Annotated in this window: 14 protein-coding genes; all 14 read right to left on the reverse strand. The window is 70.8% G+C overall.

What is annotated here, in order from left to right; all coding sequences use genetic code 11:
- Positions 1-67: 67 nt before the first annotated feature.
- Positions 68-1390, reverse strand: coding sequence for an N-acetylglucosamine-6-phosphate deacetylase (locus H9652_RS00130; protein WP_191794104.1), 1323 nt, complete (start codon positions 1388-1390; stop codon positions 68-70).
- Between the two features lie 85 nt (positions 1391-1475).
- Positions 1476-2000, reverse strand: coding sequence for a DUF1990 family protein (locus H9652_RS00135; RefSeq protein ID WP_191794105.1), 525 nt, complete (start codon positions 1998-2000; stop codon positions 1476-1478).
- On the reverse strand, positions 1997-2938 hold the full coding sequence (locus tag H9652_RS00140; RefSeq protein ID WP_191794106.1) for a YndJ family protein: 942 nt from the start codon (positions 2936-2938) through the stop codon (positions 1997-1999). The genes H9652_RS00135 and H9652_RS00140 overlap by 4 nt, the downstream gene beginning before the upstream one ends.
- A gap of 1 nt (position 2939) precedes the next feature.
- Positions 2940-3629: a TetR/AcrR family transcriptional regulator gene (locus tag H9652_RS00145; protein WP_318243910.1), complete on the reverse strand. Its 690-nt coding sequence runs from the start codon at positions 3627-3629 to the stop codon at positions 2940-2942.
- A 190-nt stretch (positions 3630-3819) separates the two neighbouring features.
- Positions 3820-4515 (reverse strand): endonuclease NucS, encoded by a 696-nt coding sequence (gene nucS, locus H9652_RS00150; RefSeq protein WP_030149951.1) that lies wholly within the window; start codon positions 4513-4515, stop codon positions 3820-3822.
- A gap of 129 nt (positions 4516-4644) precedes the next feature.
- Complete coding sequence (locus tag H9652_RS00155; RefSeq protein WP_191794108.1) at positions 4645-5058, reverse strand: DUF2550 domain-containing protein; 414 nt, start codon at positions 5056-5058, stop codon at positions 4645-4647.
- Positions 5059-5076: 18 nt separating this feature from the next.
- Positions 5077-5361 (reverse strand): F0F1 ATP synthase subunit epsilon, encoded by a 285-nt coding sequence (locus tag H9652_RS00160; protein WP_191794109.1) that lies wholly within the window; start codon positions 5359-5361, stop codon positions 5077-5079.
- 88 nt (positions 5362-5449) lie between these two features.
- Positions 5450-6931, reverse strand: coding sequence for a F0F1 ATP synthase subunit beta (atpD, locus tag H9652_RS00165; RefSeq protein ID WP_138823534.1), 1482 nt, complete (start codon positions 6929-6931; stop codon positions 5450-5452).
- 85 nt (positions 6932-7016) lie between these two features.
- Complete coding sequence (locus H9652_RS00170) at positions 7017-7913, reverse strand: F0F1 ATP synthase subunit gamma (RefSeq protein ID WP_191794110.1); 897 nt, start codon at positions 7911-7913, stop codon at positions 7017-7019.
- Between the two features lies 1 nt (position 7914).
- Positions 7915-9546 carry a F0F1 ATP synthase subunit alpha gene (gene atpA / locus H9652_RS00175; RefSeq protein WP_191794111.1) on the reverse strand — a complete coding sequence of 544 codons (1632 nt, stop codon included), beginning with the start codon at positions 9544-9546 and terminating at the stop codon, positions 7915-7917.
- Positions 9547-9680: 134 nt separating this feature from the next.
- Entirely contained in the window at positions 9681-10496 is an 816-nt protein-coding gene (locus H9652_RS00180) for a F0F1 ATP synthase subunit delta (protein WP_191794112.1), read from the reverse strand.
- Positions 10496-11089 carry a F0F1 ATP synthase subunit B gene (locus tag H9652_RS00185; RefSeq protein WP_191794113.1) on the reverse strand — a complete coding sequence of 198 codons (594 nt, stop codon included), beginning with the start codon at positions 11087-11089 and terminating at the stop codon, positions 10496-10498. Before H9652_RS00185 ends, H9652_RS00180 begins: the two co-directional genes overlap by 1 nt.
- Positions 11089-11316 carry an ATP synthase F0 subunit C gene (gene atpE / locus H9652_RS00190; protein WP_030149959.1) on the reverse strand — a complete coding sequence of 76 codons (228 nt, stop codon included), beginning with the start codon at positions 11314-11316 and terminating at the stop codon, positions 11089-11091. Before atpE ends, H9652_RS00185 begins: the two co-directional genes overlap by 1 nt.
- Before the next feature lie 116 nt (positions 11317-11432).
- Positions 11433-12251: a F0F1 ATP synthase subunit A gene (gene atpB, locus H9652_RS00195; RefSeq protein WP_138823526.1), complete on the reverse strand. Its 819-nt coding sequence runs from the start codon at positions 12249-12251 to the stop codon at positions 11433-11435.
- Positions 12252-12473 lie beyond the last annotated feature (222 nt).

A 12473-nucleotide genomic window follows, 5' to 3' on the forward strand; every position in this document is an offset into this window, starting at 1 on the left:
CGCTCGGGCCGGGCCGCCGTTCGGGCGTCGTCGCAGGTCAGGCGACGTCCGCCAGGATCTCTCGGGGTCAGTCGGTGACCAACGCTCCACCACGCCAGACGCCGACCGGGTGGAGGTCTGCGTCGGTCACGACGACGTCCGCCCGACGACCGGCCTCCAGCGCGCCGATGTCCGCGCGCCCGAGCACACCGGCCGGCGTCAGCGACGCCGCCTTGACGGCATCGACCAGCGGGATGCCGAAGCCCACGGTCGCGCGCACCACGTCGAGCAGGTGGAACGTCCCCCCGGCGATCGACCCCTCGGGCGTCCCGTCGTCGAGGCGCGCGACGCCGTCGGCGACCGTGACCGCCATCGGACCGAGCTGGTACGTGCCGTCGGCCATGCCCGCGGCCGCCATCGCGTCCGTGACGAGCACGATCGCGTCCGGCCCGACGAGCTCGAACACGCTGCGGACCGTCCCGGCCGCGAGGTGGGTGCCGTCCGCGACGAGCTCGACCACGAGGTCGCCGCGCGCCGCGGCCGCGAGGCACGCGGCGATGGGCCCGGGGGCGCGGTGGTGCAGCGGGCGCATGCCGTTGAAGAGATGCGTCGCGGTCACGCGGGGCGCAGGACCCATCTGCTCCCCCGCCGCGACGAGTGCGGCCCGACGCGCGGCGAGCGCCGCGACCCCCTCGGCGATCGCGGCATCGGTCTGCTCCGACGACGCGTCGGTGTGCCCGACCGAGGGAACCGCGCCGACCTCGACCAGGGTCTCGACGACCCCGCCCGGCCCCGTGTTGCCCGGGACCTCAGGGGCGAAGGTCATGGTGCGGACGTGCCCGCGCCCGGCCTCGGCGATCGCCCGGACCAGGTCGGGGTCTCCCGCGAGCATGTCGTGCGGGTTCTGCGCGCCGCAGCGCACCTCGGACAGGAACGGTCCTTCCAGGTGGATGCCCGCGATCTCGCCCGCGTCCCCGAGCTCGGCGAGCGTCGCGACCCGGCGCAGCAGGGTCTCGCGCTCGGCGGTCACGAGCGACGCGACCAGGCTCGTGGTCCCGTGGCGGCGGTGCTCGCGGACCGCGACGAGGGCCTCCTGCGCGTCGGCAGCGTCGGGGAAGCTCGCACCTCCACCACCATGGTTGTGCACCTCCACGAGGCCCGGCAGGACGACCTGCCCCTCGGCGGGCTCGGCCGCAGCCTCGACCTCGGCCGCGTATCCGGCCGCAGCGGCGTCCCGACGTTCGCCGACCCACGCGATCGCCGGACCGTCGAGGACCACGACGCCGTCCTCGATCACCTCCTGCGGGGTCACGACCCGGCCCCGCACGGCGGTCCGCCCGGCGGGCGGCGCCTCCCCCGACGAGGACGCAGGCGTGGAGGCGGACGACAGCGGGGCGGGGTTCGACGTCATGGCCTCATTCTTGCGTACTTCGTTCGGACGACGCACGAATGGTCGAGAGGACCCTCGAGGTGGGCCGAGTGATGAGACGCAACCGTCAGAGGTCGCGCAGGAGTCGGCCCGCCGCCCGTGCGAGGTGCCCGATGTACAGCCGCTGGAACGTCGGGACCAGGAGGCGGACCATCGAGACCCACCGGACCGCAGGGTTGCTGAAGACGTCCACGACGAACCACACGTCGCCCGCCGCGTCGCGTTCGAGCACGAACGACTCCTCCCCCACGAACACGTGCCCCGGCAGGGTTCCGTAGCCGAAGCCGATCCGCTGCTCCTCGCGCTCGACCCACACGATCTCGCACGGTTCGCTGAGACGGACGGGCCCGAGGCCCAGCCGCGTCGTCACGAGCCCACCGGGCTCGGCGACGGGGGCCGAGGTCACGATCTGCACGCGCGCACGGGCGTGCACCTGCCAGGTCAGGAGCAGCTCGCCGAGGCGACCGAGCTCGTCGACCGAGCAGGGCCGCTCGGAGATCCGGTGGCGCAACCGCAGGTGCGCATAGCCTGCTGGTAGCTCTGCGGACCGGGTGGCTCCCACCTCGGGGTAGGTCGTGCGGGGCTGCGTCATGCCTGTCTCCGTCCTGGGCTCCTGCTGGGTCTGTGTGCCGAGAGGTCGTGATCTTGCAGCACCGGAGCCCGGCCCCCCGGGTTCGCTCCGCCCCGGGCGAGCCGCAGGCCGAGCACCGTGCACAGGGCGAAGCCGAGCGCGTTCGCGACGCCGTGCGTCGCCGCCATCTGCCCGATGCTCGGGTGCGGCACCCCCGTGGCCTCACCGACGGCCCACCAGACTGCGAGCAGCATCGACGCCACGACCGCGACGGAGCCCGCCACGAGGAGCGCCCGCGCGGCCCGCCGGGCCGGGATGCCGAGCACGGCCCAGGCGGTGCACCAGAGCGCGCCCGTCAGCACGAGCGCACCGACCAGCTCGGCGACGTTCCCGACGAAGTACCCGACCAGGACCAGGCCGGTCCCCAGCGGCACCCCGGCCGCGCCGACGCGCGCAACGGTCGAGGGCCCCGTTCGGCCGGCCTCGGGGCGTCTGCCGCTGAGGCCGGCGGCCAGCCCGGCGACGAGCGCCGCCGCAAAACCCGCGAAGAGCATGTGCGGCACGGTCAGCGTCAGGTACGTCCCCGAGAACCCGAGGAGGCCCCAGCCCCCACGGTCGGCGAGCATCGCCGCTGCACCGACCCCCGGCATGACGAGAGCGACGCCGACGGCGAGCCGCACCTCGGGCGGTCGAGGCGCCGTCGGGCCGGGAAGGGCGACGCGAACCGCCGCGACCGCCAGGACCGCGGACGCCACCAGGAACGGCGCCGTCGTCGCCTGTGCGAGCGGCCCCCGCGGGAGCCAGGACCCTGCGGCCGCGACGGCTCCTGCCACGGGCCACCACACGCTGCCCGCCCCCGGGACCGTGCGCGGCCCGAGCAGGGTCAGCCCGAGCGGGAGCACCACCACGAGCCCGAAGGCCACCACGAGATCCACGAGGACCGCGGTCGCGGGGCTCACGTCAGGTCCTGAGCGACGCGGTCAGGCGCAGGACGTCGTCGACGACCTTGCGCGCCACCGGGAGGCGGGAGAGCCGGACGAGCGTGCCGACGATCGGGCTGGCCCCGGCGACGAGGCGCCGCGTCCGCGCGGTGCCCGACGACGAGTCCTGGACCCAGAAGAGCGTCACCCCGAGGTTCGCGAGCCACAGCAGCTCGGGGAGCTGTGCCCGCAGCGCGGCGGGCACCGCGGGCGAGGCCCCCGCGACGACGTCCTCGAAGATCGCGAGCGAGAGCTCGCGCGCCTCGCGCGAGGCGTCGCTGAAGGGGTTGGCCGCAGCGCCAGGACGGATCGCGACCGAGACGAACTCGGCGGCGAACGAGTGGTAGGGCGTGAACACGTCGATCCCCGCGTCGAGCACGAGGCGCAGTCGCGCGGCGAGCGTCCCACCCTGCACGAGCGCATCGTCCACGGCCCGCCGGTGCGCCCGCTGGACGTCGACGTAGAGCTCCTGGACCAGGTGGTCCTTGGACGGGAAGTAGTAGTACGCGTTGCCGGTGCTCACCCCGGCCCGGGTGGCGATCGCGCGCATGGTCGTCGCCTCGTAGCCCTGCTCGCGCAGCATCCCGAGCGCCGCGTCGAGGACCCTGGCGCGGGTCTGCACGGACTTGGGCGTGGCGGCCGGGACCGCACCGGGCGACGGCGCGGTCACGCGCTCCGCCGTAGCCCGCGAGAGTTTTTGAACATGTTCAAAAACATAGCACGAGAAGAGCCCGCCCAGCCACGACGGCCGGACGGGCAGCATTCACGACGACGCCGCCGAAGGACCAGGACCCTCTGCGCGACCACGGGCACGCGACCACCGGGCCGCGATCGCGGCGAGGCGACCGCCGCGAGGCGACCTAGAACAGGCGCGAGTCCACGTCGTCGACCCCGCGCATCGCGTCGTAGTCCAGGACCAGGCACCCGATCCCCCGGTCCGTCGCCAGGACACGCGCCTGCGGCTTGATCTCCTGCGCAGCGAACACGCCCCGCACCGGCGCCAGGAGCGGGTCCCGGTTCAGCAGGTCCAGGTAGCGCGTGAGCTGCTCGACACCGTCGATGTCACCCCGACGCTTGATCTCGACCGCGACCGTCGCACCGTCCTTGTCCCGGGCCAGGATGTCGACCGGGCCGATCGCCGTCGGGTACTCGCGGCGGATCAGCGTGTGCCCCGTCCCCAGGAGCTGGATCTGGGCGGCGAGCATCTCCTGCAGGTGCGCCTCGACCCCGTCCTTGATCAGGCCCGGGTCCACGCCCAGGTCGTGGGCCGAGTCGTGCAGGACCTCGTACAGCTCGATCTCGAGGCGGTCGTCGCTCTTCGCGTGCTGGACCGCCCAGACCTGGGTCACGCCACGCTCGCGCGCCGACTCGTCAGGCTCCGAGACCGCCATCGAGCACGGCGGGCTCATCCAGTTGAGGGGCTTGTACGAGCCGCCGTCCGAGTGCAGCAGCACGCTGCCGTCTGCCTTGACGAGCAGCACGCGAGTCGCGAGCGGGAGGTGGGCCGAGAGCCGGCCGGTGTAGTGAGCCGAGCACTGGGCGACCACGAGACGCACGAAGAACTCCTCAGACGGGGACAGAAGGTGGCGGCGGGACAGCGCGGACGGCCTCTCGTGGCCGAGAGCCCCGGCCCGGGACGACGTCCACGGGCGACGCTAGCATCCCGCCGCGCCACGCAGCCGGGCTCAGACCACCACGCCGCGACGGCCGGGGGGCGCAGCCTCGAGCCACGACGCGAGGCCGGCGTACGCGCCGCTAGACATCGTCAGCTCGAACCGGACGTCCTCGTACGAGCACTCCACGAGGAAGAGGTCGCGGTCCCCGTCCAGGGGGCGGCGCGAGACGATCACGAGGTCCTGACGCCGCCACGAGCGGGACGGACGCAGAGACAGGGACCAGCAGCGCCACCAGTCGATGCGTCCCACGCCGTAGTGCGCGATCCCCAGCGACCAGGACGCCTGCCCGTCCCCTGCGGGGCGGGCGCTGCACTCGAAGGACCCCACCCGGTGGGAGATGGCCCGAAGACGCAACGCTCCCAGCCCGACCACGAGCGCGACTGCGAGAAGCAGTCCGATCGCGATCCAGGCGGGGAGCGGCACGTGTGCTACCTGAGCCCGTCAGTGGCCGGAGACGCCGGCGCCGTCGAGCACCTCTGCGTCGTCCACCACGAGCATGACCTGGTTGGAGTCCACCGAGAGGAACCCACCGGTGACCTTCACGGCGACCTTCTCGCCGTTCGCGCCGGTGATCCGCACGGTGCCCTCACCGAGGACGGACAGGAGGGGCGAGTGGTTCACGAGGATACCGATCTCACCGTCGGCGGCGGGCGCGCTCACGGCGCGCGCGTCCCCCGACCAGATCTTGCGGTCCGCCGCCACGAGGTCGACGTTCAGCTGTGCCACTTCAACTCCTTCATGTCGGTGCACGGGTCTGACGAAGCACGCCGCGTGCCCGACCCCAAGGCCCGGCGCGCGGCGCGCTCACGTCGTCTCAGACGCCGTACTCCTTCTGGATACGGGCCCAGTTGCGCTCGAGGTCCTCGAGGCCACCGATGTTGAAGAACGCCTGCTCGGCGACGTGGTCGAACTCGCCGTCCGCGATCTTCTTGAAGGCCTCGATGGTCTCCGTCAGCGGAACCGTCGAACCGACGACACCCGTGAACTTCTCGGCCATGTACGTGTTCTGCGAGAGGAACTGCTGGATGCGGCGAGCACGCGCCACGACCGTCTTGTCCTCCTCCGAGAGCTCGTCCACACCGAGGATCGCGATGATGTCCTGGAGCTCCTTGTTGCGCTGGAGGATGGACTTCACACGCGTCGCGACGTCGTAGTGCTCCTGGCCCACGTAGCGCGGGTCGAGGATGCGCGAGGACGAGGTCAGCGGGTCGATCGCCGGGTACAGACCCTTCGAGGCGATCTCGCGCGAGAGCTCCGTGGTCGCGTCCAGGTGGGCGAACGTCGTCGCAGGCGCCGGGTCGGTGTAGTCGTCGGCAGGGACGTAGATCGCCTGGAGCGACGTGATCGAGTGACCACGCGTCGAGGTGATGCGCTCCTGGAGCAGACCCATCTCGTCGGCCAGGTTCGGCTGGTAGCCCACCGCGGAGGGCATGCGCCCGAGCAGCGTGGAGACCTCGGAACCGGCCTGCGTGAAGCGGAAGATGTTGTCGATGAAGAGCAGCACGTCCTGCTTCTGCACGTCACGGAAGTACTCCGCCATGGTGAGCGCGGAGAGCGCGACGCGAAGACGCGTGCCCGGCGGCTCGTCCATCTGGCCGAAGACGAGGGCCGTCTTGTCGAAGACGCCCGCCTCCTCCATCTCGACGATCAGGTCGTTGCCCTCACGGGTGCGCTCGCCGACACCGGCGAACACCGACACACCACCGTGGTTCTGGGCGACACGCTGGATCATCTCCTGGATGAGGACCGTCTTGCCGACGCCCGCACCACCGAAGAGGCCGATCTTCCCACCGAGCACGTACGGCGTCAGGAGGTCGATCGACTTGATGCCGGTCTCGAACATGGTGGTCTTCGACTCGAGCTGGTCGAACGCCGGGGGCTTGCGGTGGATGGGCCAGCGCTCGGTGATCTCGAGCTTCTCGCCCTCCTGGAGGTTGAGGACGTCGCCGGTCACGTTGAACACGTGGCCCTTGGTCACGTCGCCCACGGGGACGCTGATCGGCGAACCCGTGTCGGTGACGACGGCGCCACGGACCAGGCCGTCGGTCGGCTTGAGGGCGATCGCACGGATGAGCGAGTCACCCAGGTGCTGCGCGACCTCCAGGGTCAGGCGGAAGGACTTCTCGCCCTCGCCCTGTCCGGACAGGTCGATGTCGACGGTCAGCGCGTTGTAGATCTCGGGGATCGCGTCCGACGGGAACTCGATGTCGACGACGGGGCCGATCACGCGGGCGACACGGCCCACGCCGGGTCCGCTCTGGTGCTCGACCTGGGCTTCCACGGTGGTGGCGGTCATTACTGGCCTCGCTTCGCAGGGCCGGAGACAGCTCCGGCAGGTTCGGTGCAGGTGAAGGAAATCGTCAGGTTCGTCATGCGGTGCCTCACGACGCCGCGAGGGCGTCGGCACCGGAGACGATCTCGCTGATCTCCTGGGTGATGTCGGCCTGTCGTGCCTGGTTCGCAAGTCGCGTGTACATGCGGATCAGGTCCTCGGCGTTGTCCGTCGCGGTGTGCATCGCGCGCTGGCGGGCAGCCAGCTCCGACGCGGCCGCCTGCAGGAGGCAGCTGTAGATGCGGCTGCGCACGTAGCGCGGCAGCAGTGCGTCGAGGACGGCCTCGGGCGACGGCTCGAAGTCGTACAGCGGCAGGACGTCGTTCTGCCCGACCGGCGCGACCCCTTCGACGACCTCGAGGGGAAGCATCCGGACGACGCGGGGACGCTGCGTCACCATGTTCACGAACTGCGTGTACACGATGTGCAGCTCACCGACGCCGCCCTCGTCCGCGGGGGCGAGGAAGGCGTTCAGCAACGTGTCGGCGATCTCTCCGGCGACGTCCGACGACGGCGAGTCCGAGCCACCGGTCCACGAACCGGCGAGCTCACGGTGACGGAAGGTGTAATAGGTCACTGCACGACGCCCGGCGGCGAAGAGCGCGACCTCCTTGCCCTCGTGCGTGAGGCGCTCCACCAGACGCTCGGTCTCGCGGATGATCGACGCCGAGTAGGCGCCGGCCATGCCACGGTCCGAGGCGACGACGAGCACCGCGACCCGGTTGGTGTCGGTGCGCTCGGACGTCAGCGGGTGCCGGGTCGTCGAGTGCGTCGCGACGGCCGAGACCGCCGTGGTGATCGCCTGGGCGTAGGGGCCCGCCTCGGACGACCGGGCGCGAGCCCGGCCGATCCTCGACGCAGCGATGAGCTCCTGCGCGCGGAACATCTTCTTGAGGGACTGCGTCGACTTGATCCGCTGCTTGTAGACGCGCTGGGATCCGGCCATGTCAGGCCTTCTTCTGCCGGACGATCTGCTCCTGCTCGACCACGACGGCCTCTTCCTCGTCCGACTCCCCGCCCACGAGGGGGGAGCCGTCGGCCGTGAGGAAGCCGTTGCGGAAGTCGTCGACGCCCTGGGCCAGCGCGGCCTCGGTCTCGTCCGACAGCTTGCCGGTGTCCGCGATCGTGCTGAGCACGTCGGTGTTGCGGCGCAGGTGGTCGAGCAGCTCGCTCTCGAAGCGGCGCACGTCCTCGAGGGGCACGTCGTCGAGCTTGCCCTTGGTCCCGGCCCAGATCGAGGCGACCTGGTCCTCGACCGGGTACGGCGAGTACTGGCCCTGCTTGAGCAGCTCCATGAGGCGAGCCCCACGGGTCAGCTGGCCGCGCGACGCCGCGTCGAGGTCCGAGGCGAACATCGCGAAGGCCTCGAGCGAGCGGTACTGGGCGAGCTCGAGCTTGAGCGTGCCCGAGACCTGCTTCATCGCCTTGACCTGTGCGGCACCACCGACACGGGACACGGAGATACCGACGTCCACGGCGGGGCGCTGGTCGGCGTTGAAGAGGTCCGACTGGAGGAAGATCTGACCGTCGGTGATCGAGATGACGTTGGTCGGGATGTACGCCGACACGTCGTTCGCCTTGGTCTCGATGACCGGCAGACCCGTCATCGAGCCCGCGCCCAGCTCGTCCGAGAGCTTGGCACAACGCTCGAGCAGACGGGAGTGCAGGTAGAAGACGTCACCGGGGTACGCCTCGCGGCCCGGCGGGCGACGGAGCAGCAGCGACACGGCACGGTAGGCCTCGGCCTGCTTCGACAGGTCGTCGAAGACGATGAGGACGTGCTTGCCGCCGTACATCCAGTGCTGGCCGATGGCCGAGCCGGTGTAGGGGGCAAGGTACTTGAAGCCTGCCGGGTCCGACGCGGGGGCCGCGACGATCGTCGTGTACTCGAGGGCACCGGCCTCTTCCAGCGCGCCGCGGACGGCGGCGATGGTCGAGCCCTTCTGGCCGATCGCGACGTAGATGCAGCGCACCTGCTTCGAGGGATCGCCGGTCTCCCAGTTCGCCTTCTGGTTGATGATCGTGTCGGTCGCGATCGCCGTCTTGCCGGTCTGGCGGTCACCGATGATCAGCTGACGCTGACCACGGCCCACCGGGATCATCGAGTCGATCGCCTTGAGGCCGGTCTGCAGCGGCTCGTGGACCGACTTGCGGTCCATGACGCCGGGGGCCTGCAGCTCGAGGGCGCGGCGGCCCTCGGTCTCGATCTCGCCGAGTCCGTCGATCGGCTGACCCAGCGGGTCGACGACGCGACCCAGGTAGCCGTCACCGACGGGGACGGAGAGGACCTCTCCGGTCCGGCGGACCTCCTGGCCCTCCTCGATACCGGTGAACTCACCCAGGACGACGACACCGATCTGGCGAACGTCCAAGTTCAGGGCAAGGCCGAGGGTGCCGTCCTCGAAGCGCAGCAGCTCGTTGGCCATTGCGCCCGGAAGGCCTTCCACCTGGGCGATGCCGTCAGCGGCGAGGGTGACGCGACCGACTTCCTCGGTCACCGCGCCCCCGGGCTCGTAGGACTTCACGAAGCTGTCCAGCGCGGCCCGAATCTCGTCGGGCCGGATCGTCAGCTCAGCCATTGCTCTTCTCCTGTCGTGGCCACCCCGCGGTGTGCGGGAGCGGTCGAACGTTCTTGTCAGTTCGCCGGCTCGGGAGCCGGCGGGGTGTCGACGACACCGGGGGCCGCGAGGACCTCAGTGTTCGGGCGAACAGGTCAGCTGACCAGTCGTCTGCGTGCGTCGACCAGGCGCGAGAGGACCGTCGAGTCGACGACGTCCGCCCCGACCTGGATGCGCATGCCGCCGAGGACCTCGGGGTCCACGGTGACGTTCAGCTGGACTGCCCGGCCGTACGCGCGCTCGAGGAGCGCGGACAGACGGTCCTGCTGTGCCTGGCTGAGCACCGTGCCCGACGTCACCGAGGCGACGAGGCGACGGCGACGACGTGCGGCGACGTCCCCGAGCCACACGAGGGTGGCGACGAAACGACGACCACGAGGTGCCACGGTCGCCCGCTCCGCGAGGAACTGGGTGACCGGGTCGACCTTGCCGGCGAGCAGCGCGTCGACGAACGCCTTGCGACGAGCGGGGTCGGTCGAGGTCTCCGTCAGCACGCGACGGGCCTCGCGCTCTCCGACGAGCGACCGCGTGATGCGGAACAGCTCGTCCTCGACGCGCTCGAGCGCACCGCGGGCCTCGGCCGAGGCCAGGACCGCGTCGACGCCGAGGTGCTCGACGGCGTCGGCGATGTCCGCGTCGTGGGCCCAACGGTCCCGGGCGAGCCCGGAGACCAGGTCGACCACACGACCGTCGAAGCCCTCACGCAGCAGGTCGGCCACGAGGGCCGCCTTGTCCTCGCCGGACCGCGACGGGTCGGCGAGGGCGCGGCGCAACGGCACGGAGCCGTCGAGCGCCGCGGCCACGGTGAGGAGCTCCTCGCCCAGGGCGAAGGCACCCTCGCCCGCGGCACGCAGCACCGGCTCGAAGCGGTCCTGGGCCTGCGCGAGGGAGGCTCCGCTCGTCCCGCGCATCAGCCCTCCTTGCCGTTGGCCGCCGCGCTGGCAGCCCCGGCTCCCGCTGCCTCGAGCTCGTCGAGGAACCGGTCCACGACACGCGACTGACGTGCGGAGTCCTCGAGGGACTCGCCGACGATCTTCGAGGCGAGCTGGGTCGCGAGCGTCCCGACGTCGTTGCGCAGCGAGACCGACGCCTGCTGGCGCTCGGCCTCGATCTGGCGGTGTGCCGTCTCGACGATGCGAGCGGCCTCCTCGCCGGCCTTGACCTTCTGGTCGGCGACGATGGCCGTTCCCTCGGCGCGAGCGTCCTCACGGATCTTCGCGGCCTCGGTGCGTGCCTCCTGCAGCTGCTGGTGGTACTCCGCGAGTGCCGCAGCGGCCTCGGCCTGAGCGGACTCGGCCTTCGCCAGGCCACCCTCGATCTTGGCCGTGCGCTCGTCGAGCACCGCCTGGAACTTGGGGAGGACCATCTTGTAGAAGACGAACGCGATGATCACCAGGACGATCGCAGACCAGAAGAGGTCGTAGAACGGCGGGAGGAACAGCTTGATGGGGTCGACCTCGCCAGACTCTGCGGCGAGGACCGCCTGGGGGCCGATGGTCGACATCAGAAGATGAAGCCAGCGACGAAGCCGAGCAGCGCGAGGATCTCGACGAAGGCAAGACCGATGAACATGGTGCCGCGGAGCTGGCCGGCGACCTCGGGCTGGCGGGCCATGCCCTCGACCGTCTTGCCGATCAGGATGCCGAGGCCGATGCCCGGGCCGATCGCGGCGATGCCGTAGCCGATGGTGTTGATGCTGCCTTCGACAGCGGCGAGGGTGGTGACGTCCACGGTGTTTCCTTCCGTTGGGCGCCCGGTCGTGCGAACGGGCGTCAGGTGCGATGCGTCAGGTGGAGCTCAGGGTCGGTTCCGGGACCGAGGGCCCGGGACCAGGTCTGTCGTGCGGGTCAGTGCTCTTCCTCGATCGACATGTTGATGTAGACCGTGGCGAGGAGCGCGAAGATGTACGCCTGCAGGCCCGCGACGAACACCTCGAAGAGCGTGATCGCGATGCCGCCCGCGAGAGTCAGCGCGCTGATCGCCTTGAGGGCCGGCGCTGCCTCGAGGAGCAGGAAGTTCGTGGCGGCGAAGCACAGGACCAGCATGATGTGGCCTGCGACCATGTTCGCCGTGAGTCGGATGACCAGCGAGGCCGGGCGGATGATCAGGAGCTGGAGCAGCTCGATCGGCGCCAGGATGAAGTAGATCGGGAACGGCACGCCGGGGGGGAACAGGTTCGCCCTGATGTAGCCCCACAGGCCGTGCTGCCTGATGCCCGCGGCCCAGTAGGCCACGAAGACCCACAGCGCCAGGAGGATCGCCACGCCGGCGACCGAGGTGCCCGCGAGGTTGAGCCCCGGCACCACACCCGTCAGGTTGAACGCGAGGATCGTCACGAAGATCGTCGTGATCATGGGCACGTAGCGGCGAGCCCGCTCGGTCCCCATGATCTCCTCGACGATGTTCACGCGAGCGAAGTCGAGGACCATCTCGACGCCGTTCTGGAACCGTCCGGGCACGAGCTTGGCGCGCCGGGCCGCGATCACGAAGATCGTCAGGATCACGATCGTGGCGATCACGCGGATGAGCTGCAGCCGGTTGAACTCGAACGGCGTGCCGGCGAAGAAGATGGCGTCGGGGAAGAACTCACCGATCGTCGGCGCGTGGAAGCCGCCTTCGCCTTCTGCTGCGGCAACGAAGGGAGAGGGGGTCGCGAGCGTGAACAGGGTGGACTCCCGGTGTTCGTCGGTTTGCCGGGGCCGTGCGCTCGATGGGCACGCCGTCGGACCAGGCCTTCATGGATTCGCCGATAGCCTAACGCATGTTGAGCCCTCCTCAGAGCACGGGTCCGAACGGGCCGAGGGCCCGCCGGACACCGTGACCCCGCGTGCCGCCGACCCCTCGCGCGTCGACGTGCAGCACGGCCCGACGGCACCGTGGCCCCCCCC

Source organism: Oerskovia rustica, assembly GCF_014836555.1.
Classification (GTDB): Bacteria; Actinomycetota; Actinomycetes; order Actinomycetales; family Cellulomonadaceae; genus Oerskovia; species Oerskovia rustica.